Genomic DNA, 21631 nt, shown 5'->3' on the forward strand with positions numbered 1-21631 from the left:
GAGGGGGAATCAGGACGGTGGTGCGGTGGTGCGCCGGCGTCGCACGACGCGCGTGAGCGCGCCCTGGACGCCGCCCGGAGCGACGATCATGGTGACGATGAGGACGAGGCCGAAGATGGCCAGCGGCAGGTTGCCGGCCAGCCGTTGCTCGGTCGCCGGGGACAGCGACAGGGAGGCGGTGATCTCGTGGGCGAGGTCCGGCAGGACGACGAGCAGCGCCGCGCCCCACGCCGCCCCCGCCAGGCTGCCGAGGCCGCCGATGACGATCGCCATCAGCAGGAACAGCGACAGCGTCAGCGGGAACGCGCCCGGGGACACGCTCTGCGCCAGGAACGCGAGCAGCCCGCCGCCGAGCCCGGCGCCGGCGGCGCTCACCACGAACGCCTGCACCCGCACGCGCGCTACCGGCACGCCGGCCAGCCGGGCCGCCACCTCGTCGTCGCGTACGGCGCGCAGTTCCCGCCCGTACCGGCTGCGCAGCAGGTTTGCGAGCCCGGCGGCGACGATCAGCGCCCCGGTGACGGCGATCCACGCCTGCCACCGCTCGTACGGGACGTCCACCGGCGCCGGCTCGGCGTAGACCGGCAGGCCCTGCTCGCCGCCGAGCGACTCGCGGAAGATGACCGGGACGGAGGGCACCGCGACCGCGATGGCGAGCGTCGCGCCCGCGAGATAGGGCCCGTGCAGCCGGGCCCCGGCCAGCCCGATCACCGCGCCGGCGACCACGTTGACGAGCACGGCCGCCAGCAGCGAGATCCCGAGGAGCCAGGCTCCGGTGGCGCCCGCGTCGGCCAGCCCGTTCTGGGTGAGCGCCACGGTGTACGCGCCGATCGCCATGAACGCCCCGTGCCCCAGCGACAACTGCCCCGACAGTCCGGTGAGGACGGTCAGCCCGGCGGCGGCGCAGAAGTACGCGGCGGCCGTGGCCAGCTGGTAGGCCCGGAACGGCTCCAGGGTGGTGGCCAGCGCGTACAGGGCGAGGGCGGTGGCCGCGTAGATGATCCACCGGCGGGTCATGCGCGCCTCGCCTTCGTCGTCGCGATCAGGCCGTCGGGGCGCACCAGGAGGACCACCACGAGCAGCGTCGTCACCGCGACGGAGGCCAGCTCGCCGCCGAGGTACCCGGTGACGTAGGACAGCAGCAGGCCGACGCCGAGACCGCCGATGACCGCGCCGGGCGGGCTGTCGAGGCCGCCGATGATCGCCGCGGTGAACGCCGAGACGAAGACCAGGTCCATCGCGGTCGGGTGCAGGCCCAGCCCGGTCGGGATGCTGAGCAGCGCGGCCAGCGTGCCGGCGGCCGAGGCGAGCGCCCAGCCGACCGTGAGCATGCCGGCCACGTTGACGCCGAGCAGGCGCGACACCTCGGGGGCGAACGCGGCGGCGCGCATTTTCAGGCCGAGGTCCGTGCGGGTGAACAGCAGGGCCAGCAGCCCGACGAGCGCGGCGACCGTGCCGAACACGAACAAGTCGAACGGCGACACGGTCGGCACGCCGCCGACCACGTACGCGGTCCGGCCCACCGGCGCGCCGATCGGCCGGTACTCGTTGCCGTAGATCATGCCCAGGACGGCCTGGATGAGCAGTACCAGGCCGAGCGCCACGATGACCGGGCTGAGCTGGTTGCCCGCGTGGACCAGCCGCATGACGCCGCGCTCCACCGCGACCCCGAGCAGCAGGCCGCCGGCCAGGGCCCCGGCGAAGCCGAGCCAGTAGGAGCCCGTCGCGTCCGTGATCGACGCGGCCGCGTACGCGGTGGCGACCGCCATCGCGCCCTGGGCGAAGTTGACGATCCGCGCCGCCCGCCAGATCAGCACCAGGGCCAGCGCAAACACCGCCAGTACCGCGCCGCGGGCCAGGCCGTCGACGGTGAGGAACACGAAGCGGTCCACGTCCCTCCCTCAGAATCCCAGGTACGTGTGGCGAAGGGCGTCGTCGTCGCGCAGCTGGGCGGCCGGCGCGGCCACGACGACCCGGCCCAGGGACATGACGGTCGCGGTGTCGGCGACCGACAGCGCGCTGCGTACGTTCTGCTCGACCAGCAGCACCGCGAGCCCGGTCTCGTCACGCCACTGGCGCAGCAGCGCCATCACCTGCGCGGTGATGCGGGGCGCCAGGCCCAGCGACGGCTCGTCGAGCAGCAGCAGCCGGGGGCGGGCCATGAGCGCCCGGCCGAGCGCGAGCATCTGCCGCTCGCCGCCGGAGAGCTGATGCGCCGCGTGCCGCCGCCGGCGGGCCAGCTCGGGAAAGGTGTCGTACACGTCGGCGAGGCCGCGCGCCTCGCCCGCCCGGTCCCGGCGCCAGACCGCGCCCAGCCGCAGGTTCTCCGCGACCGTCAGCTCGCCGATAACCCCGCGGCCCTCGGGCACGTGGACGAGCCCGCGCCGGACGAGTTGGTGCGGTGCGACGTTGGTGAGCTGCTCGCCGTCGAGCGACACCCGCCCGTTCGCCGGGGTGAGCAGCCCGGACAGGGTCCGCAGGAGGGTCGTCTTGCCGGCGCCGTTGGCGCCCAGCACGGCCGTGATCTGCCCGGCCGGCACGACGAGGTCGACGTCGTGCAGCACCGGCGCGGCGCCGTACCCGGCGACGAGGCCTTCGACCGTGAGGAGCGCGTCGGTCATGTCGTCACCGCCTCGCCGAGGTAGGCCTCGATGACGGCCGGGTCATGGGCGATGTCGCCGGGCTGGCCGGAGGCGATGACGCGGCCGAAGTCGAGCACGGTGACCCGGTCGCAGACCTTCATGACCAGGTCCATGTGGTGCTCCACGAGCAGGACGGCGCACCCGTCGCGCTGGGGGAGCGCCGTGATGAGGCCGGCCAGCTCCTCGACCTCCGCCTGGCTCAGCCCGCCGGCGGGCTCGTCGAGCAGCAGGAGCCGGGGGCGGCTGACGAGGGCGCGGGCGAGTGCGACCCGCTTGCCCACCGCGTACGGCAGCGTGGCCGGCAGCGCGTGCGCGTACCCGGCGATGTCGAGCTCGTCGAGCAGCGCGCGGGCGGCCTCCCGCAACTGTCGCTCCTCGCGACCGGCGCGCGGCAGGCCGAACAGGGCGGCGGCGACGCTCGTGCGCGCGGTGACGCTCGCGCCCGTCACGACGTTGTCCAGTACGGACAGGCCGCCGAACAGACCGACGCCCTGCAGCGTGCGGGCGATGCCGAGGCGGGTCAGGCGGTGTGGCCGGGGTCGCAGGGGCCGGTCCTCGAAGGTGAGCGTGCCGCGCTGTGGCCGCTGCAACCCGCAGATGACGTTGAACAAGGTGGTCTTGCCGGCCCCGTTCGGCCCGATGACCCCGACCACCTGTCCGGGCGCCACGTCGAGGTCGACGCCGTCCAACGCGACCAGCCCGTCGAAGCGGACCTGCACGTCGCGTAACCGCAGCCCACCCGCGCCTGACGCCTCAGTCACGCCTTCACCTCCGGCCGGTCCGCGACGAGATATTTACACTAGGAATGTAAATTCAAGGCCGGCTGTGGGGAACGCTCGTGATTAATTCGTTACCAAGTAAGCGATTTATGGCACAAATCGGGCACCGTGAGGCGGCCCTACGGAGCTAAACAGTCAGTACCGGTGAAGAAAGATGGTGGTCGTTATCGTGCCCAGGGCGGGGGAACGCGGACCGCGGCCATCCCCGCGGCCGTGGCGGCGGCGACGCCCATGTCGGTGTCCTCGAAGACGAGGCAGTCCTGTGCCGGCACCCCCAGCAGGCGCGCACCGAGCAGGAACGCCTCCGGGTGCGGCTTGGCGTTCGCATAGTCCCCAGCGCACACCAGGGCGTCGAACCGGTCCAGCAACCCGAGGGCGTCCAGCGACGCGGTCACCGACTCGCGCGTGCTGCCGGACACCACGGCCAGCGGAACGCGGCCGTACGCCTCGTCGACGTGCTCCACGACCTCGGCGATGGCGGTGAGCTTCGGCAGCAGCTCCTGGTAGCGCTCCTCTTTCAGGCGGCCGACCTCGTCGACCGGCATGGCCAGGGACTGCTGCTCGTTGAGCGAGGCGATGATCTCCGCCACGGGGCGGCCGCCCCAGGCGTAGAACAGGTCCTCCGGGAAGACGCAGCCCCACGCGTCCAGGGTCTGGCACCAGGCCGCGTAGTGCAGCGGCATGGAGTCGACGAGGGTCCCGTCGCAGTCGAACAGGTACGCGGCGAAGTCCCCGGGCGGCACGGTCAGCGTCACGGCCGCAGCCTAGCGACCGGGAAAGTCCCGCCGAAAAGTGCGTCCGGAGGGAGGCGTGGTGACCGGTTTGGCCGTAGGGTCGCTGCGTGTCGCAGTTGCGCTTGGAGTTCTCCTTTCCGCATCCACCGGCGTTGGTGTGGCGGGCCCTGACGGAGTCGCACATTCTCGCCCTCTGGCTGGTGGAGAACGATCTGGTGCCGCGGCCGGGACAGCGGTTCCGGCTGCGGGCGATGGAACTGGCCGGCATCGACGAGCTGATTGACGGCGCGATCGTGGACCTCGCGCCGGGCGAACGGCTGGCGATGATCTGGCGCACCGACGAGGCGCACCTGGGCATGACGTGGCAGCTGCGGCCGGTGCCGGACGGGACCGTGCTGGAGGTGACACAGACCGGCCTGCTGGGGGTGGCGGGCCAACAGCGGCGCGACACGCTGCAACGCACGTACGAGCACGTGTTCGGTCAGCGGCTGCGCGACGTGCTGGGCGCCCTGGACGGCCCGCCCCCGGCGGCACCCGAGCCGGCGGTCGCGCTCGCGGCACCGGCCGCGCCGGCGCCGCCCGCCGCGACCGGCGCCGACCGGCGGGGCCGTGCGGGCGTCCTGCTGGGCGGGGGCCGGTCGCTGGTGAGCAACGCGACCCTCGCGGTCGTTCTCGCCGCTGTCGTGGCTGGTTTTCTCACGTGGCTGTCGAAGCCGGGCGCGTCGACGACCGATCCGGGCCGGTGGGACAACCCGGCGACCGGGAATCAGGTCGGGTCGGAGAGCACTGGTCCGCTGCGCACATCGGTCGGGTCGCCGCACAACGCGACCACGCCGGACAGGACCGCGGCCGGTGCGCCGCGCGGTTCCGCCGCCCAACCGTCGGCCGCGCCGACCTCCGCGGGACCGGTGGACCCGCCGAGCGCCCCGCCCTCGCCCCCGGCCGTCGCGGCCCCGCTCACCGCCAGCTACGTGACGCTGGTGGACGAGTCGGCGTACGTGGTGACGGTCACGAATCCGGGCGGCGTGCCGAGTGCGGACTGGGTCATGACCGTGCAGGCGCCGGCGCTGGACGTCGTCTCCGCGACCGGCGTCACGTGGACGAGAAAGGGCAACACGGTGACCTTCACGCCGGACGCGACGACGGACGTGGTTCCCGCCCACGGGCAGGTGCGGTTCCGCGTGGTGGTGGCCAAGAAGCCGAAGCCGCTCAAGGCCTGCACCATCAACGGGCGCGCCTGCTGAGCGTCGCGGCCGTGCCCGCTACATGAGCTTCGTGCGCGGGTCCGCCGCCATGGACCGCAGCCAGGCGGCGGCCTCGGCCGCGCCGGGGCTGGCCGCCGTCGACAGCGCGTCGGCGAGCGCGGTCATCTCGTGCGGCGGGATCAGCGCCCCGTCGCGGCTGCGCAGCCGCACGCTGACGGTCCCTTCCGGGCCGGCGACCGTGAGCATGGGGGACAGCAGGCCGGGCGCACCGCGCTCCGGCACCGTGTCCAGTCGCACGGAGTGGGCGGTGCGCAGTTCGACCGCGCGGGTACCCAGGCCGCGGACCGTGAGGCGGGTGTTGTCCAGCCACGCGGCCAGCCGGACGATCCAGGCGATCTGCAGGGCGGGCATGGTCCCCAGCAGTACGGCGACCAGCACGCCGCCGGCGGCGAGGCGCGCGGGCGAGTTGCCGTCGACGGACGGGCTGATCAGTGCGGACAGCATCATGGCGAGCAGGCCGCCGGCACAGCAGCCGACCACGACGAGCATGGTGCCCAGGACCGACACGATGGTGACGCGCTTCGCCCTGGTCCGGACGAACCCGACAGACAGCTCCACCCGTGATCCCCCACCGTGCACCAGCGCATTGTGCCAGGGCACGACGACGCGCGGGCGCCCGCCTAGCGCGTACGCACCACCAGTCCGGCCTTCCTGGCGCCGAGCCGGAAGAGCACCGGTTGCGTCCGTCTGAGCGAGGCCCGGCACGATCGGCGCACCGCCGCGGACAGGCCCTTGTCGCCCAGGCACGCCGGCACGCTCAGGGCCACCGCGCGGCCGCCGTCGAGCCACATGTGGATCGGGATCACCTCGACGCGGGTGACCCGGTACTCGCCGGGCCGCGTCTGCGTCACGGTGAACACCGGCATGATGCCGTCGCGGGTGTCCTGGGCCTGGTGCTGCCAGGCCACCTCGTTGCCCATGCCGTAGGCGACCCACTTGCCGTGCAGGCGTTGCAGCGGCTGCACGACGTGCGCGTGGTGGCCGACGATGAGGTCCACATCGGCCGACGCGAGCAGCCGGTCGGCCACGGCGCGCTGGAAGTCGTCCGGGTCGTGCTGGTACTCGGTGCCCCAGTGCAGGCTCACGATCGTGAACCGCGCGCCGGCGGCGCGGGCGCGGCGTGCCTCGGCGAGGACCGCCGTGGCCGACCTGGTCAGGTAGTTCGCGCGCCAATGGCGGCCGGCCGGGCGGCTGAGACCGTTGAACGAGAACGTGTAGGACAGGTGCGCGACCACGATCCCGTTGACCGTCAGCAGGTTGAGTCGCCTCGCCTCGGCCTTGTCGCGGGCCGTACCGGTGTGGTTGACGCCCGCGGCGTCGAGCGCGTCCAGCGTCCGGTCGATGCCGTCCTCGCCCTGGTCGAGCGAGTGGTTGGAGGCGGTGGAGCAGGTGTCGTAGCCGACGTCCGCGAGCGTCCCGGCCACCTGTGGCGGCACGTTGAACAGCGGAAATCCGGAGAACGGCCCGCCGGGCCGGCCGACGGGCGTCTCCAGGTGGCAGATGGCCAGGTCGGCGTCGCGGATGTCGTCTCTGAGGTGGGCGAACAGCGGACCGAAGTCGTAGCCGTCGCCCCGTCTGGCCTGCGCCCACAGTCCATCGTGGAGCAGGATGTCGCCGGCCGCGATGACCGTGAACCCGCGCGCCGGGTGGGGGCCCGGCGCCGGCACGGGCGGCTCGAGCAAACGGTTGGTCACCGGCGGCACGGCGCGGGCCGGTCCGCGCGCGGGTTGGTCTCCGAGCGCCACGAGCGCGAGTGCCACCACGACCACCCCGGCGAGTACGGGCCGGAGCGCGCGCGTTGGTGGCCGCCGGTGCCGGACGGCCCGCCAGAGCGTCGCCACTGTCGTCCCGACCGTAACGGTGAGCGCCCTGAACTTCACAGTGTGCACTCTCGCGCGGCGTCGGGCGCCTCAACAAGGGGCCGATCGGCCATGGCCTATGCGGGTGTAGCGGTGGGCCGGCCGGCCGGGGACGCGTCGACGGGATCGGGCCCCGGGCCGGCCGGCGTCAGCCGCGGTGGCTCAGGTGCACGCCTTCTGGAGCTTGACCCCGGCGTTGGTCAGCGGCGCCGTGTCGGGCTGCTGGGTGCTGCCGGCGGCCACGTGCTTGCCCAGGTTCTCCATCGCGGTCGCGATGTCGTTCGCGGCGCTCTCGACGTCGCCGCCGCCCTTCTTGCCCTCCTCGCGGATCTTCGCGGCGCCGTCGGTGTAGGTCTTCGCCATCGCCTGCGGGTCGCTGATCTGCTGCATGGTCGTCGACGTGACGTTCTTCATCTCGGCCTGGATGGCGTCGCAGGCCGCCTTCGTATCGGTGCCGCCACACGCCGCCGTGGCGGCGACCGTGGCGAGGGCGAAACCGGCCGCGATAAACCGAATTGAACGCACAATAACCTCCGAACGTTCCTACTAGGACGGACCGGACGGTATCAGTGCGCGGCGCGGCGCGTTGCCCGCAGTGGAATGACGATGATCACTGTTGGGTCACGGGCTCCCGGTCGGCGGGCTAGCGCACGTCCGTGTGCTCCTCGGCCCACCAGCGGTCGAGGACGCGGGCCGCGAGGCGCTGCGGGATCTCCACGAAGTCGTGCTCGCCGTTGCGCGCGTTGGCGACGAACGCGCCCGTGCTGCGCCACCGCAGGCCGGGGTCGCAGATCTGGTCGACGCGCACGTCGTCGCCGGTGTGCCAGGTCTGATGCCACTGCCGCAGCAGCCCGCCCGGGTCGTCGGCCGGGCGCCCCGACGTCACGTTCGCGAAGTAGCGCAGGTCGCGCCGCACGTCCGACGGTGCCGGCCCGGCCGGCCCGAGGGCGGCGTCGGCGGCGGCGTCGAGCACCTCCCGGGGCAGCTGCGTGGGCGCCGAGTAGCCGGCCGCCTCGATGTGCGCGACGAGGTCGTCCTCCGGCGCGATGCCGTAGCGGCGCAGGTAGTAGGCGGCGGCCTCCTGCCAGATCCACACGCCGTCGGTCTGGAACCCGATCGGGACGACCCGCCCGGCCGACGGGTCCAGCGGGTCGGGCTCCAGCCCGTGCGCCCGCACCACCAGCGGCGCGTCCGTCAGGTACGACACCAGCCGGGCCCGCTCGGCGCCGTCGAGCACCCGGCGCCGGTCCGGCGAGAAGTAGGGTCCGTCGCCGTCGACCGCGTCGAAGACCGGGGTGACCCGGAAGGGGCTCATGTCGTCACCCGTTCCATGGCGAGGGGGACAGGTTGGGCGGCAGCGGAGGGTAGCGCACCTCGCCGTGCTCGACGATGCCGTACTCGTGCCGGCCGGACATTTCCAGGTACGGGCAGCCGTCGACGCCCTGGCGCAGGGTCATCGTCTCGTCGCCGGGGGCGATCCACAGCAGCTTGCCGGCCAGTACCCACGGGCGCAGGTCGTAGTCGTTGTCGGCGGGCCACTCGGGTACCTCGTCCCAGCCCAGCCACGTACCGTCGTCGTCGTACACGGGATAGTTGTTGGCGCCCCACGTGTTGGCGAGCGAAACGCCGAGGCGCCGCGGCGCGTGGTAGGTGATGGCCCAGCCGGTGTGCGGCCCGATGGGGACCTGGGCGAGCACCGCCCGGGCGTCGGGCCTGTTGAGGATCCGGGGCAGCACGTAGGGCACCTCGGGTCCCGGCTTGGCGATGAACGGGGCGTCCGCGACGGCGTCGGCCAGGCGCACCGCGCCGGTCATGGCCCGCCAGCTGGCCGGTAGCTTGGGCGTGACCCGGGTCGGGTTGTGGTACTCCCAGAACCAGCCGTCGAAGTCGACATTGTCGAGCGGCCACTCGACGATCTCGCCGGTGTCCGGGCACCGTGACACCGGCACCCGCGGCAGCCAGTCGCGGTAGCGGGCCCGCACCTGGCGCAGCCGTTCCCGGGCCGCGTTCACGGCCTCCCGGTCGGCGCTCCCGCCCCGCGCGGCCGCCGCGATGTCGGCGCGCAGGCGCTCACCCTCGCCGAGGATCTCCGCGCGCACGCTGGGCGACTCGCCGCCGGTCCAGCCGCCCTCCCGGGCGGCCTCAAGATCTGCTCCGGGGTCACCCTGGCGGGCCAGCTCGGCCTCGAACATCGCGTACGTGCGCCGGCGCGTACCGGCGACGAGGGCCTTCTCGGTGGGGTTGAGCGGCCGGCGCTGCGCCGCGGCCGCCTCCTCGATCGCCCGGATCGTGTCGTAGAGCGCGAAGACCGGCCCGTCGCCCGCCAGGTAACGCGCCCGCGCCCACTCCACCTGCTGGACGAACTCGTCGCGGGTGACCTGGCCCGTTTCGCCGCCCATGGCGAAAAGAAGCTCGTCGAGGACGTCGTTGGCCTTCCGCCACCCACCGGTGTCCACGTTGATCCGGTACGTCATCAGGCCCTCAGCCTCACGCACGATCTTGGCGGGCAGCTTGTAGTACCTGAAGTACATCGGCGTGGGGAAGGTTTCGGTCATCGCCGTTCCTCGCTCAACGCGGGCTGGAGAGCCTCCCAGAACAGCGCGCGTACCCGTTGCCTCAGGCCGTGCCTCAGGGCCTCCTCGGTGGGCGTGGCATGGCGACCCTCGCTGAGGGCCCTGATGTCACGGCTGACCTCGTACAGGGCGTGCTCCCAGTGTGCGACCTCGTCGATGGCCCTGAGGTGGAGCCGCAGCTCGGCGATGTGCCCGTTGGACATCTGAACGCTCATCTGAATGTCCCGATAGCCGGTGACCGCGGGGTTCACGAACCGGTCGTCGAGGTTGACGATGGTAACCCCTGGATGGTTGACCACCTGCTCCAGCCCTCGGTAGAGGTCGGCCAGGCTGTCATACGTGATCCTAGCGCCGGCGAGATCGGTCAGAAGTGAGGCGTCGTTGCCGTACTTGGCGATCTTGTCTTCGGCCCGTTGGCGGTTCTTGGGTTCCGTGCGGCTGGCCGGCTCGCCGGCATCCCCGGCGATCGCTTCCGCCATCGCGGTCAGCTCCGCCTGGGCCTGTGCCGCCTGCACGTACAGCGAGTCCACGTATTCCGCGCGGTACCCGGCGTCGCCCCTGCGCTGCTGATCGAAGCCGGACTGGCTCTCGATGACCTCCGCCGGCCGGGCCGCGTCGACGATGCGTTGCTGCCCTTCGGACAGCTCGATGTCGCGCAGGGGCGTCGTCTCGTCGAGGACCGCCTGTGGGCCGCGGCGCTGGATGTCGTCGGCGACCTCCCGCAAGGTGTCGATCGCCTGCTGGTGGTCGGCCAGGTGACACAGCGTCAGGGGGCGTGCCGTCAACGCGTTACCCAGCTCCGGGACGTCGAGCATCATCCGGACCACGTCGGGGTGCTCGCCCAGCCTGGTCAGGACGGACTCGGCCAGGATCGGCGGGTCGTACGGCGGGCTGCCCCAGCTGTCGTGCAGCATCCCCTCGACCCGGGGGTCACTCAGCAGCGTGCCCAGGTCGTGGGCCTGGGCCTCCGACAGGTCGAACAGTCGCCGCAGGGTCTCCGGGTCGGCGTGGCGGGCGATCTCGTGGGGCTGCACGCCCGATTCGAGCAGGGCACGCAGGCTGTCGGCGCCGCGTACGGCCTGGTCGACGGGGGCCCCGGCGCGGTCGAAGGCGTCGCGCGCCTGCAGCCGGTCCATGCGCGCCCGGTCGGCGTCGGTCGGCGGGGTGTCCAGCAGCCGCCGGGTCGCCTCGGGGACCTGGTCACCCAGCGCGGCCCGGCGCTGGACGGCGGCCGGGTCGTCGCCGAGCAGGCCGTGCCGGTCGGCGGCGACGTACGCCTCCGCGCGGGCCCGGCCCGTGCTGCCCTCGTCGGCGCCGGGACGGCTCGCCTGGGCGGCGAGGTCGTCCAGCGCCGCCCGGCCGGCCGTGACCGGACCGTCCGCGGGCGGGTCCGTGCCCGACCGGGACTGGTACTCGTCCCCGCCGGGTGGGGAGTCGTCCCGGTCGCGCGGCGGGGCGGACGCCTGCTCCTGGTGGACCGGGGTGGAGGCGTCGACCAGGCGCGGCGGCTCGCCCGGCGCGAAGCGGATCAGGCCCTCCTCGCCGCCGGGCTGGTGCTTCGCGGCGATGTCCGCGTGGATCTGGCGTTCGAAGTCGCTCTGCGGCTGCCAGTACATGTGGGCGCCGTGCTGCACGCCGATGCCCTGCTCGCGCAGCTCGGCGACCACGTCGTTGTACTCGTCCGGGCCCAGCCGGGACCCGTCCGTGCGACGGATGTCGAACATGTCGTGGTCGCCGGTGATCGGGCGCAGGCCACCCGCCTCGTCGCGGGCGTAGACCACGCCGTCCGAGACGGCGAACCGGCCACTCGCCTCCAGCCGGGCCATCGTCGCGGAGAGCTCGCCGAACTCGTTCAGCCGCTGGGCGTAGCGCTTCTGGACCGAACTCCACTGCTCGTCGGACATGCCGTCGGGTCGCGGCGGCAGCTCCGGCACGAAGTACCCGACCAGGCCGACCATGTCGGCCGGCGCGCCGAGCAGCACGTCGCGCTCGTCGATCGTCTTGGCCTTGATGTCCAGCGGCTTCGGCATGGCGCCCTCGTCGAGCCAGCGCACCGCCGCCGCGTTCGTCGGGCGTACGTCGATGACGAAGCCGTGCTGCTCCGCGTACGCCTGGAACGCCTCCTGGTTGCGTACCGGCATGCCGTACTCGCTGACGAGCACGTCCGGGGTGAGCACCGGGCCGCGCGGGTCGTCCCCGGCGGGCTGGTCGGGCACGTCGTCCGTGCCGGACCGGGCGGCCTCGGGGCCGTCCGGCGCCGTGCCGGGCCCGGTGGGCGGCGCCGACAGCTCCTGGCCGTCGGCGTCGAAGGTGCGCCAGCGGCCGTTGTCCGGTTCGGTGGGCACCCACCGGCCGTCGCGTAGCTCAGCGGAGGAGACCCGCTCCTCGCCCCGCAGGTTCGTCCACACGCGCTCCGTCGGCGCGGTGACCTCCATGCCGGACTCCCGGGCGAACCGGGCGGCCGGGGAGTCGTCGCCGCGGGCGACGTCGCAGGCCATCAGGCGGACGTGGTCGCCGTCGCCGAGGTGGATGCGGCCTTCCTGGCGCATCACGTCGATCGCGTGGGCGAACTGCTCGCCCGTCAGCACCCGCCCGTCGATGTGGAAGCCGTCCGGGGAGCCGTGCAGGTCGAACGTGACGACCCCGGGCCGGGCCGGCACCGCCTGCGCGAACGACACCAGCCGGTCGCCGGGCGGATAGAACGCGTACCCGGCGGGGGTGTCGTGCAGGTTGTCGCGCACGAGCCGGACCGCCTCGGCGGTGTCCACGAACGGGTACGGCGGGGTCGCGTCGGGCCGGGCCGCGGCGTCCGTGACGTCGGCGTCGGTGACGTCGGTGTCGGGGTGCCCGGCGCGGTCCGCGTAGTCGGGCGGGGTGCCGCTGGTGGGCGGCTCGCCCTCCGGGCGCGGCACGGTCGCCTGCTCGGCCGGCGCGGTCCGGGCCGGGGGCCACGCGTCCGCCGGGACACCGATGCGGTCGGCACCGTCGGGCCGGGACACCTCGGCGAACTGGGCGTTGGCGGCGTCCTCGCTGTCCTGCCTCAGGAGCGGGTCGTCGGTCGTGCGGGCGATGCCGTAGAGGTCGTGCGTGCGCGTCTTCGTGGCGAAGCTGTCCGGCGTGTGGATCTGCAGCTCGAAGATCTGGCCGGTCGCGTTGTCACGCCAGAAGCTGTTGATGCCGACGTAACCCTCGGAGTTCTGCCAGAAGTTCTTGAACTTGACCGGCTCGTACGCGGGCCGGCCATGCTCGTCCCGGGCCGACAGCAGGTGGTCCACGGTCCGCTGGGCACCGGCGGCGTAGCTTTCCGTGTCGAACGCGATCGTGTAGCGCACCGCGTCCTTCATGTTGGCGAGGTGGTCGCTGAGCGGCAGCCGCCGGTCCAGGGAGATCTCGTCGGCGAGCTTTCGCTTGAACGAGTCCTCCCCCTTGCGCGCGTTCTCCTCGCCGTAGAGTTCCCCGCCCAGGTCGTGGGCCAGCTCCCGCATCCGCGGCGTGATCTGCCCCTCCGCGGCGTACGCGTGGGCCAGGAACGCGTCGGCGGCGGCGTTCTGCTCGCCGGTCAGCGTCCGCCCTTCGCCGGACCAGGCCACGTCGTCCGCTGGCGCACCGCGATCGGCGAAACCCTCATCGGGTACGGGCGGTGTGCCCTCGCCGTGGGTTACGGATTGGTCGTCTGCGACTCGGGCCAGATCTGCCAACCCGTGATCTGCCCCTGCCGCCTCGCCTCCGTGTACCGGCGAATGATCAGCGGGACGGGAAGGCTGCGCTGGACGGTCACCACTCCCGTCTGGTCGATGATGTACATCCCCTGGCCGATGTGCTTGCCCAGCGCTATGTCCTCCGGCGAGAGCGTCAGCGTCGCCGCCCATCCGAACTCGAAGGGATGCAGCGTGATCGGTCGGCTGGAGCCCGCCAGCCGGGTGATCAACTGTCGCGCCTCCGCTTCCGTCAGAGTCATGTCCAAAGTTTCCCTCCACCGGCATGGACCAGATCGTGTGGGTACCCGCGACGTAGTCGGCGGGCGGCTGCGACCAGGTGTCGCCGGATTGCGGGTCCCACCAGACGGGCCCCTGCCCGTCGTGTGGGTGGACCACCACGAACGCGTGACCGCCCTGGCCGACCACCTGCCCGTTCTGGTCGTGCACCGGGTTGCCGGTCGTCATGTCGAACTGGACCCATTCGACCACCACCAGCGCGGCCGAGCCCGGCCCGGCCTGGTTGATCGAGTCGTGCAGGGCGGCGTACTGGTCGGCCACGCGGGCATTGCGCTCGGGGTAGCCGCCGGGCAGGTTGCCCGCCGACTCCCAGTCCCCACTGAGCCAGGTCGTCGCCCGGTTGATTCCGCCCGTCTCCCCGGAGGTGCGGTCGGGGGTGCCGTCCGGATGGACGTCCGGCCAGCGGGGCGCGGAGACCTCGGGTCGACCGTAGAAGCTCGACAGCGCGGACAGCGAGCAGTCCAGGCAATTGTTGCTGCGGCCGGGGACGTTGACGCCGCCGTCGTTGACGAGCTGGCCGTAGGGATGCGTCGAGGGATCGGCACCGGTCTCGAAGCTGCCGTCCGGCCTGAGGAGGCTGTCCGCGACATCCTGCTGGAACCGCGGGTCCTCGACCGGGGCGAGTTCGCCCGGGCCCTCGACGCGGGTGTCGGCCAGCGGCGGCGCCGGGTCCGGCCCGGCGAACGGACCGACGGCAGGTGCCACCGGCGGTCGGTCCGGCTCGACGTCCGGGGTGAGCTCCGCGTCCTCGGCCGGGGGAGCGTCGGACTGCTCCGGCTGCGGTGCGTCCGCGTCGTGGTCCGCCGCGACCGGCGGCTCGGCGTCGGGCTGTTCCGAGTCGACGTGCGCGGTCGTCGGGGCGTCCGCGTCCGGTTCCCGCGGAACCGGTATGGCCGCGTCCGCCTGCTCCGTCCGCGGAGCCTCCACGGCCGCGTCCTGCCGGACGGGCGGGTCCGTGTGTCGAGCGTCGTCGGGCTTGACGGTGAGGCTGTCGCCGTCACTCATCAGCGCGTCCCGGATCAGCGAGAACGGCTGGTCCAGGTCGTCGTGCGTCGGAACCGGCGTCTCGTCAGTCGGCAAGGCCGGGTCGGTCACCGTGTCGACCGGAATAGCCGTGTCCGACTCGGCGTCGACCGGAACAGTGGCATCCGGTGTGGTATCGACCGGCTCGGTGGTCGGGTCCGGCGGCGGGGTGGTGGGGTCCGGCCGGGTCGTCGTGTCCGCCGTGGTCGTGGTCCCGGCGGTCGTGCTGTGTGCCGTCGGGGTGATGGTCGTGGCCGTCGTCGGCGCCACGTACGGGCGGCCGGTCGGGTCGAGCGTGATCGCCCACACGCCGTCGAAGTCGGCGGCCCAGGTCGGCGGGGTGGCGCTGACCGAGCCGTCCTGCGAGTCGACGTACAGGATCGTGCCGTCCTGGTTGACCATGTTCCAGGCGTGGCCGCCACCGCCCGCGTCGGCGGACCAGAAGTTGGCGACCACCGCGGCCGAGCCGGGGCCCGCCTGCAGCAACTGGTCGGCGATCGGGCCGAGCGCGCTCGCGTCCGCTCCCATGTGGACGAACGGGGCGTCGAGGACCTGCTCGATGCGGCTCGGGCCGCCGCCCTCGCCGCCCGAGGTGGGGTCGGCGGTGGGCGCGGAGACCGTCGGGTCCCCGTACCAGGTGGCCGTGAACGACAGGGAGCAGTCGACGCAGTTGTTCGCCCGGCCGGGTTCCTGCAGGCCGCCGTCGTTGACCCGGTCGAACCAGGTGCCGTCGGTGAGGTCCGGGTGCACCCGCGGCGCACCGTTGTCATCGCGCGGCACCAGGCCTTCCAGGGTCGCCTGGTCGGCGGGGTCGGGCGGGAGCAGTCCGTCGGAGACGCCGTAGGGCCGGGTCGGGTCGATGGGGTGACCCGGCCCGACAGCGCCGAGTTCGCCCGTCAGCCGGGGCGCGGTCCCGTCTCCGGCGTCCGGTGTGGTGTGGGTCGGCGGGCCCGGGGGCGGGCCGGCCGGCGGGGTCGTCGGGTGGGTGCCGCCGCCGGTGGGCGGGTCGGTGACGTGGCCGACATCGAACGCGTCGAGGAAGGGCCCGCAGCTTGTGCACGGCGGGGTCAGCTCGCCGTGCGGGTACGTCGTGTCGCCGATCGTCAGGTCGCCGATGCGGTGTGTGGAGATGACGCTGCCGCCGATGTTGTCCATCGCGTACGACTCGAACGTGCCGGGCTCGCCGGCCGCCCGCCACGCGTCCTCCAGGGCGTAGAGCCGGTCGGAGACGAGAGCGACCTCGGCGCAGTGGCCGTGCCAGGTGGGCACGCGGTCGCCCTGGGCGGCCGCGTCCGCCGCGATCTGGTCGAGCACCTGCTGCGCCATGCGATGCGGCTCGGGGTACTGGTGCGGCGTCACGCCGCGGTCGGGTCGCATGCTGGTGTGCGAGTGCACGCTGCCGTCGGGGGACATCATCGCGCCGGCCATCTGGGGCGTCTGGCGCGGGCCGAGGCTCTGTTCCTTGGCGAGGTCGCGGACGGCGTCGGCGAGCTCCGCCGACGCGTCCATCAGCGCCCGGCGTCCCTCGGGGGTCGCCGGGTCGGCGTCGAACCTGACCGGCGGCGACTCGTACGCGTGGGAGTCGTTCGCGGTCGGGCCCTCGGACCGGTGCACGGGCGGGCCGTCGCCCGTACCGGGTCCGGAGCCGCCGTCGGGCGGAGGCGGACCGCCGAGGTCGTGCCCGCCGGGCCCGGTGGGGTCATGGGGGGCACCGGGTCCGTGCGGGCCAGCCGGCCCGTCCGGCGCGGTGACGCCGCCCGGAACCGGCCCGGCCGGCGTGGCGCCCACGGGTACGCCGTGGTGTGCCGGCGGCGCACCGATGGTCGCCGGCGTCCCGCCCGGCGCCCCACCGGCGGTCGGCGTCGTGCTGGCGGGCGGGGTGTGGACCGGTCCGGTGACGGGTGGCGGTAGGGCCGGTCCCGAGCGCGGGTCGGCCGGTCTGCCGATCGGCGGCGCGTCGCCCCGCGTTCCCGGCGCGGTGTTCGTCGTCGGCGTGCCGGTCTGCGGGGCCGTCGTCTGCGGCCCGGTCGGCTGTGGGGTCGCCGGCGGGGTTGTCGTCGGTGGCGTGGCGGTGGGCGGGGCCGTCGTGGCCTGCGGGCCCAGCGGCGGCGGGGTGGCCGGCGGCGTGGCGCCGTGTGGCGTGCTGACACCCGGCGTCGTGACCGGTCCGGTGGCGACGGGTGTCGCGGTGGTCGCCGGTGGCATGCCGATCAGCGGCGTGTCGCCCCGGCCGGGACCGCCGGGGGCTGTCGTGGCGCCGGTGCTGGTCGTGGGCGTGTCGGCGACGGGTGCGGACGGCATGGGCTGCGCGCCCGGCGGGGGGAGCGGCGGGTGCGACCCCGAGCCGGCCTGCGTGCCGTTCGTTCCGGTCGGCTGACCGCCGGTGTCCGCGCCCGTGTTGCCGCTCGCCGGACCGTTGGGGCCGCCCGGGCCGTTGGGGCCGCCCGGCCCGTGGGGGCCGCCCGGGCCGCCGCCGGGCCCACCGCCTGAGCCGCCGCCTGGCCCGGTCGGTGACGAGCCCGTCGGCGGGCCGCCCACCGGCGGGCCCGCCGGTGCTGTCGTGGTCGGCGCCGCCGTGGTGGACGAGACTGGCGTGTGGGTCGTCGGCGGGCTGTTGTCGCTGCCCGCGGGGCGCAGGTCGGCGGGCGGGGGCAGGAGGGTGGTGGCACCGCTGGGTCCGCTCGTGGTCGGCCCCGAGGCGAGCGTCGTGGTGGTGGGGCCGGGGCCGTCGCCCGTGAGGCCCGCCGTGATCGGGCCGGTGGACGTCGTGACCGGGCCCGTGTACGAGGTGTTGTCGCCGGGCGGGAGGTCGACGTCGAGGTCGAGGTCGGGGTCGCCGAGCACCGGTCCGTTGTCGGTGTTGTTGTTCTGCGTGGGGTCCGACGAGGTCGGCCCCGGGGGCAGGTTGGTGGTGGTGATGCGGGTCCCACCGAGGTCGCGCAGGTTGGTGCCGAGGGCGCGGCCGCCGTCCGTGGCCATGCCCATCACGGTGCCGAACACCGCCGAGTTGAGGAGCTGGCCGGCGGTCGGGACCTGCCACTGTCCGGTGTAGAGGCCCGTGCCGAGGAAGCTCGCGCCCGAGTCGGCGAGCAGGTTGGAGGCCATGTCGCGGCCGCGGTTGACGAACCAGCTCTGCCCCGGCTTGGCCCCGGCATACGGGATGAAGCCCAGCGGCACGGCGATCGCCGCGGACAGGGCGGTCATCTTGATCCGGTCGACGTCCCATTCGTCGCGGGTGCCCTGGTTGATCTGGTAGCCCTGCGCGAGCAGCTCCGGCAGCATCTGCTGGCCGATGCTCAGCGCGGCCATCTTGAGCAGGCGCGTCAGCGACCGCTTGAGGGCCTCCTTGAGCAGCTGCTTCTCGGCGGCCGTGAGCAACCGTTGCAGCGCCTTGATGACCACCTGACGCGCGGTGGCGATGATGCCGGGCACGGCCGCGCTGGAGCCGCCGGCCGTGAAGAACGCCATGATGATGGCGATGATGATCGAGATGACCGCGATGATGACGCTGAACAGGACGATGAGCTTCTCGTACTCGATCTCCTGCGCGATCGCGTCGACACCGTTGGCCAACTCGTACGTGGCGCTGTGCACCACGGGGAAGCCCGTGCCCGGGCCGACGGCGAGTTCGGTCCAGAACTCGTTCAGCGCGCTGCCCGCGCCGCCACCGTACGCGCCCAGCATGTCGATCGCGGCGGGGTCGGCCTCACCGAGCATGTCGGAGATGAGCGCGGCCGTGTCGCGCCAGGCCTCGCTCAGCTCGCGGAGCTTGTCCTCGTCACCTTCCGGCCAGGCCGAGCCGCCGGCCACGAGGCAGATGGCGTCCCACACCCAGTTGTGCTCGCCAAAATCCGGTCGCCAGACCGCCACCTGAATCCGCCTTCCGACAAACCGGGATAGCTACGCGGGCCGCATGGAGTTGCCGGCCTCCTCGTCGGTGGCAACCGAGCCCTGAACCGCGAGGATCACCTGTGGGCCCAGCTCCTTGAGGGCGTTGGCGAGCGAACCGATGCCCTTCACGACGCCGGACGCGCCCTTGTCCTCCTCAGGCGGCAGGTAGTTCTCGCTGAACATCGTGCCGACCTCGTCACCGCCCCACGGTGACGCCGCGTGCAGGGCCGTGATCCGGCCCTCCAGCTCCGCCCACCGGTTGACCAGCTCCGCGCCGATGGAACCCAGCCGACCGGCCGCCTCGACCGCGACGGCCGGGTTGACGAACGTCATCTCCGGCTTCGTCATGGGCGGTCCACCTCCGCGAGCTCGTGGTCCATCCGTCGCATCGGGCCGGCGAAGTCCATGTTGAGGTGGCTGGCGATGTCGGCCTCCGGCATGAACGGCTTGAGGGCCGCCGTCACCTGCTCCTGCGCCTTGGCCGCGGCGGCCTGCACCGTCCTGGTGATGGTGGCGGCCAACTGCTTGGAGTCGGGACGGCGGTAGAGGCGCGGGTCCAACTCCAGCGACATCAGCTGGCCCCGAGGCCCGACCGTCGCCTTGACCAGGCCATCGTCCGAGGTGACCGTCGCGGACACCGCCATCAGCGTCTGCTGAAGGTCGCCGAGGCCCTTGCGCAACGAGTCGAGTTCGACAAGCAGCTCGTCGGTGCGCGCTCGAAGCGCCGCGTTGTCCACGGTGACGTTTCCCCCAGGTCGTCGACGACGTGAATGTCGTTGCTCGACCACCTTACGGACATCGATTGCCACGCGCGACCCCGCCACGCCCGCATGGCCGGAGTAGCATGCACCGGCGACATTCGCGGTGAACGGACGGTGGGCGTGACTGGGCGACGGCTGCTGCGCACGGGCGGGATAGCCGCGACCGTGGGCGTGCTCGCGGTGACGGTGGCGCTACCCGCACAGCCCGCCCACGCGGCTGGATGCGAGCCCGCGCGCGTGGTACGCGAGGTGCCCTGGGCGCAGCGGATGCTGGCGCCGGAGCGGGTGTGGCCACTGTCCACTGGCGACGGAGTGACCGTCGCCGTCCTCGACTCGGCCGTCGACACGAGCCATCCGCAGCTGCGGGGGAGGGTCTCGGCCCTGGTCAACTACCTCGGCGCGCCACCCACGAGCTGCGTGCCGCACGGCACCTCGGTGGCCAGCATCATCAACGCTTCGCGCATGGCGGACGTGGGCTTCCAGGGCCTGGCCCCGCAGGCGCGCGTGCTGCCCGTCCGGGTCACCGACCGGGGACCGGACGGCGCGGGTCAGGCGGCCGACGTGACGGCGTTCGCGACGGCCATCCGCACCGCCGCGAGCCGGGCCCGTGTCATCAACATCTCACTCGTGATGCGCCAGGACGACCCGCGGGTCCGCGCGGCCATCGAGGACGCCATCAAGGCCGACGTCGTCGTGGTCGCCGCGGCCGGCAACGGGCACCCGACGAACGCCGGCGACACGACCGTGGACCCGCCGGTCTATCCGGCGGCCTACCCCGGGGTGCTGGGCGTCGGCGCCATCAACGAGGACGGCACCCGCCTGCCGGAGTCGCAGGTCGGTGCGTACGTCGACATCGTCGCCCCCGGCGGCAAGGTCCTCGCGGCCACGCCCGGCAGCGGGCATATCGAGGTGAGTGGCACGAGCTACGCGGCCCCGTTCGTCGCGGCGACCGTGGCGCTCGTCCGGTCGGCGCGCCCGCAGCTGAGCGGGCCGGAGGTCGTCAACCGCATCATCGCCACGGCCACCCCGGCGCGCAACGGCCCCGGCTTCGGCGCGGGCATCGTGGACCCGTACCGGGCGGTGACGGAGGAAGCGCTGTTCGGCGGCCAGGCGGCCACGCTTCCCGGCGCCTCCGTGAATCAGGTCGACCCCGTCAGGCAGGCGCGCACCGAGCACTGGCAGCGGCTGGGCCACGTCTCGCTGCTCATCGGCGGGCTGGGTCTGGCGCTGGTCACCGCGCTGGCCTTCAGCGCCTGGCTGATCCGCGGCGGCCGGCGGTTGCGCTGGCGGCCGACCCGCGCGTCACGACCCGAATGAGAACAAGGCCCCGCGTACCTGTCGGAACGCGGGGCCTTCGCCGGAATGCCTACTCGAAGCGCTGCATGTTGGCGCGCTCGCGGGCCTCCATGGTCTCAGCGGAGCGGGTGACGGCCGTCTGGATCTGCGTCAGCAGCAGGTTGATGTCGCTCGCGGCCGAGTCCCACTGCGCCTGCTTCGCGGCGAACGCGGTCTTGGCGTCACCGTCCCACGTCGAGACGATCGGCTGCAGGCTCTGCTTGAGCCCGTCAAGCTCGCTGTTCATGTTCGACACGGTGGAGCCGATGTCCTGGGCCGCGGCGTGCAGCGCGGCGAAGTTGACGACAAGGTCGCCCTGTGCCATGTCCTGTCCCCTTCAAAGTGGTCCGGCTGGTCAGCCGAGCGTCAACGCCTGGGTGATCTGCCCGGCGGTGGCGCCGGCGTTCTGCATCTCCGAGCGCATCTCCTCGTCGGACACGTCGTAGTCGCGACCGGAGGAGCCGACCGCCTCGGCGATCGCCCGCAGCGCGGCGTTGAGGCGCGCCATGTCCCCGTCGAACCGCGTCCGGACCTCCTGGAAGGACGACCCACCAGCGCCGACCCAGTACTGCTGGAGCGGCGAGAGCCGGTCCATCAGTGTGTTCAACATGCTGGTGAGACGATCGGCGACGGCATCGACATCCTGCTCGGTCTTGATCATAAGACCGGTGTCGGTACGCATCCCTGACATCTGCTTCAGTCACCCCGCTTCCGCTGCCCTGGCCACACGTGCTCAGGCATCTCGGTGACACCGGCCGATGTCACCGTCGATGC

17 protein-coding genes are annotated in these 21631 nt (G+C 73.1%); 2 read left to right on the forward strand and 15 right to left on the reverse strand.

Annotated features, from left to right (window positions below; genetic code table 11):
* Positions 1-9: 9 nt before the first annotated feature.
* The 5 genes from ABD191_RS05045 to ABD191_RS05065 form a co-directional block, all read right to left on the reverse strand.
* On the reverse strand, positions 10-1017 hold the full coding sequence (locus ABD191_RS05045; RefSeq protein ID WP_344077332.1) for a branched-chain amino acid ABC transporter permease: 1008 nt from the start codon (positions 1015-1017) through the stop codon (positions 10-12).
* On the reverse strand, positions 1014-1892 hold the full coding sequence (locus ABD191_RS05050) for a branched-chain amino acid ABC transporter permease (RefSeq protein ID WP_344077334.1): 879 nt from the start codon (positions 1890-1892) through the stop codon (positions 1014-1016). Before ABD191_RS05050 ends, ABD191_RS05045 begins: the two co-directional genes overlap by 4 nt.
* 9 nt (positions 1893-1901) lie before the next feature.
* Positions 1902-2621, reverse strand: coding sequence for an ABC transporter ATP-binding protein (locus tag ABD191_RS05055; protein ID WP_344077336.1), 720 nt, complete (start codon positions 2619-2621; stop codon positions 1902-1904).
* Entirely contained in the window at positions 2618-3403 is a 786-nt protein-coding gene (locus ABD191_RS05060; protein ID WP_344077338.1) for an ABC transporter ATP-binding protein, read from the reverse strand. Before ABD191_RS05060 ends, ABD191_RS05055 begins: the two co-directional genes overlap by 4 nt.
* A gap of 182 nt (positions 3404-3585) precedes the next feature.
* Complete coding sequence (locus tag ABD191_RS05065; protein ID WP_344077340.1) at positions 3586-4176, reverse strand: HAD family hydrolase; 591 nt, start codon at positions 4174-4176, stop codon at positions 3586-3588.
* An 86-nt stretch (positions 4177-4262) separates the two neighbouring features.
* On the opposite strand from ABD191_RS05065, the gene ABD191_RS05070 reads away from it, so the two are divergent.
* Positions 4263-5399 (forward strand): SRPBCC domain-containing protein, encoded by a 1137-nt coding sequence (locus ABD191_RS05070; RefSeq protein ID WP_344077343.1) that lies wholly within the window; start codon positions 4263-4265, stop codon positions 5397-5399.
* 18 nt (positions 5400-5417) lie between these two features.
* On the opposite strand, the gene ABD191_RS05075 is transcribed toward ABD191_RS05070, so the two are convergent.
* The 8 genes from ABD191_RS05075 to ABD191_RS05110 form a co-directional block, all read right to left on the reverse strand.
* On the reverse strand, positions 5418-5978 hold the full coding sequence (locus ABD191_RS05075; RefSeq protein ID WP_344077346.1) for a hypothetical protein: 561 nt from the start codon (positions 5976-5978) through the stop codon (positions 5418-5420).
* Positions 5979-6040: 62 nt separating this feature from the next.
* Positions 6041-7300: a CapA family protein gene (locus tag ABD191_RS05080; RefSeq protein WP_344077348.1), complete on the reverse strand. Its 1260-nt coding sequence runs from the start codon at positions 7298-7300 to the stop codon at positions 6041-6043.
* Between the two features lie 141 nt (positions 7301-7441).
* Positions 7442-7804: a hypothetical protein gene (locus ABD191_RS05085; RefSeq protein ID WP_344077350.1), complete on the reverse strand. Its 363-nt coding sequence runs from the start codon at positions 7802-7804 to the stop codon at positions 7442-7444.
* Positions 7805-7922: 118 nt separating this feature from the next.
* Positions 7923-8594, reverse strand: coding sequence for a hypothetical protein (locus tag ABD191_RS05090; protein ID WP_344077352.1), 672 nt, complete (start codon positions 8592-8594; stop codon positions 7923-7925).
* Between the two features lie 4 nt (positions 8595-8598).
* Positions 8599-9834 carry a hypothetical protein gene (locus ABD191_RS05095; RefSeq protein WP_344077354.1) on the reverse strand — a complete coding sequence of 412 codons (1236 nt, stop codon included), beginning with the start codon at positions 9832-9834 and terminating at the stop codon, positions 8599-8601.
* Positions 9831-18740, reverse strand: a complete 8910-nt coding sequence (locus tag ABD191_RS05100; protein WP_344077356.1) for a toxin glutamine deamidase domain-containing protein — start codon at positions 18738-18740, stop codon at positions 9831-9833. Before ABD191_RS05100 ends, ABD191_RS05095 begins: the two co-directional genes overlap by 4 nt.
* 30 nt (positions 18741-18770) lie before the next feature.
* Entirely contained in the window at positions 18771-19109 is a 339-nt protein-coding gene (locus ABD191_RS05105; RefSeq protein WP_344077360.1) for a hypothetical protein, read from the reverse strand.
* A complete protein-coding gene (locus ABD191_RS05110) occupies positions 19106-19498 on the reverse strand; it encodes a YbaB/EbfC family nucleoid-associated protein (RefSeq protein ID WP_344077362.1) in 393 nt (130 codons plus the stop codon). The genes ABD191_RS05105 and ABD191_RS05110 overlap by 4 nt, the downstream gene beginning before the upstream one ends.
* A 144-nt stretch (positions 19499-19642) precedes the next feature.
* On the opposite strand from ABD191_RS05110, the gene ABD191_RS05115 reads away from it, so the two are divergent.
* Entirely contained in the window at positions 19643-20839 is a 1197-nt protein-coding gene (locus tag ABD191_RS05115) for a S8 family serine peptidase (protein WP_344077364.1), read from the forward strand.
* Positions 20840-20888: 49 nt separating this feature from the next.
* On the opposite strand, the gene ABD191_RS05120 is transcribed toward ABD191_RS05115, so the two are convergent.
* Together ABD191_RS05120 and ABD191_RS05125 are read right to left on the reverse strand one after the other, a co-directional pair.
* Positions 20889-21182 (reverse strand): WXG100 family type VII secretion target, encoded by a 294-nt coding sequence (locus tag ABD191_RS05120; protein WP_344077366.1) that lies wholly within the window; start codon positions 21180-21182, stop codon positions 20889-20891.
* 30 nt (positions 21183-21212) lie between these two features.
* Entirely contained in the window at positions 21213-21539 is a 327-nt protein-coding gene (locus tag ABD191_RS05125; protein ID WP_344077368.1) for a WXG100 family type VII secretion target, read from the reverse strand.
* Positions 21540-21631 lie beyond the last annotated feature (92 nt).

This window comes from Luedemannella helvata, from assembly GCF_039528415.1.
Lineage (GTDB): Bacteria > Actinomycetota > Actinomycetes > Mycobacteriales > Micromonosporaceae > Luedemannella > Luedemannella helvata.